This window comes from Pseudonocardia sp. SID8383 (genome assembly GCF_009864975.1).
Classification (GTDB): Bacteria; Actinomycetota; Actinomycetes; order Mycobacteriales; family Pseudonocardiaceae; genus Pseudonocardia; species Pseudonocardia alni.
On record NZ_WWFY01000371.1, the window covers coordinates 1 to 1,161 of the forward strand.

General features: G+C 76.4%; 1 protein-coding gene and 1 pseudogene. One reads left to right on the top strand and one right to left on the bottom strand.

All coding sequences use genetic code 11. From position 1 onward, the window contains the following. Positions 1–222: 222 nt before the first annotated feature. Positions 223–744: a gamma carbonic anhydrase family protein gene (locus GTW08_RS08750; protein WP_073576912.1), complete on the top strand. Its 522-nt coding sequence runs from the start codon at positions 223–225 to the stop codon at positions 742–744. A gap of 53 nt (positions 745–797) precedes the next feature. On the opposite strand, the pseudogene thiG reads toward GTW08_RS08750, so the two are convergent. After that, positions 798–1,161 (bottom strand): annotated as a pseudogene (gene thiG, locus GTW08_RS08755) (thiazole synthase); the annotation flags it as partial.

Genomic DNA, 1,161 nt, shown 5'->3' on the forward strand with positions numbered 1-1,161 from the left:
GTGCGGGCGCTGTCCCGGGTGCCGGTGTCACGGCTGGTCCGGGTCGCGCCGGACCCGGCGGCGGCCTGGCGGTCGGGGGACCCGGCGGTCGTCGCGGCGCTGGCCGCGCTGGAGCTGTCGGACCTGGGTCTGCACGCCCGTCCGCACGACTGAGCGATGCGGCGGTCGCGGTCGCGCGGGTGTGGCGGCCGGTGGGCGGAACGGGGTGCGAAGCTGTCGCTCATGCCGCTGTTCGCTCTGGAGGGCCTCTCCCCCACCGTGCACCCGGACGCCTTCGTCGCTCCGACCGCGACGCTCGTCGGGGACGTGCGCGTCGAGGAGGGCGCCTCGATCTGGTATAATGCCGTGCTCCGCGCCGACCTGGGGCCGATCGTCGTGCGCGCCGGCGCCAACGTGCAGGACGGGTCGGTGCTGCACGGCGGCGACGACCCGGTCACCGAGATCGGCGAGGGCGCCACGATCGGGCACCTGTGCGTGGTGCACGGCGCCGTGATCGGGGCGCGCGCGGTCGTCGGGAACGGCAGCACCGTGCAGGACGGTGCCCGGATCGGCGAGGGCGCGATGGTCGCCGCCGGGTCGACGGTCGCGCCGAACTCCGAGCTGGCCGCCGACCGGCTGATGCTCGGCTCCGCGGCGAAGGAGCACGGCGAGCTGACCGAGCAGGCCCGCTGGTGGGTGCGGACCAACCCGGACTTCTACCGCGCCCTGGCCCGGCGGCACGCCGATGGCGTCGCCCCCGCCTGAGCCCTCCCGATCCGGTCCGGTGCGTTCCGCGGAACGCACCCGGACATCGGTCCTCAGTCCTCCCGGTCGGGCGAGCTCGCCTGTGCCCGGTAGCGGCGCGGGATCCGACCGGCGTGCCGGGCGTCCCAGCCCGCCTCCACCCCGCGGCGCATCGCGCGGGCCATCCGCTCCGGGTCGGCGGCACGGGTGACGGCGGTGGCGAGCAGGACCGCGTCGCAGCCCAGCTCCATCGCCAGCGCCGCCTCCGAGGCGGTGCCGATCCCGGCGTCGAGCACGACCGGCACGCCCGCGGCGGCCACGATCATCTCGATGTTGTGCGGGTTGCGGATGCCCAGCCCGGTCCCGATCGGCGAGCCGAGCGGCATGACCGCGGCGCACCCGACCTGCTCCAGGCGACGGGCGAGGACCGGGTCGTCG

Excerpts from the sequence above, each read along its gene's own strand:
- GTW08_RS08750 (WP_073576912.1), top strand. The coding sequence starts at position 223 with ATGCCGCTGTTCGCTCTGGAGGGCCTCTCCCCCACCGTGCACCCGGAC.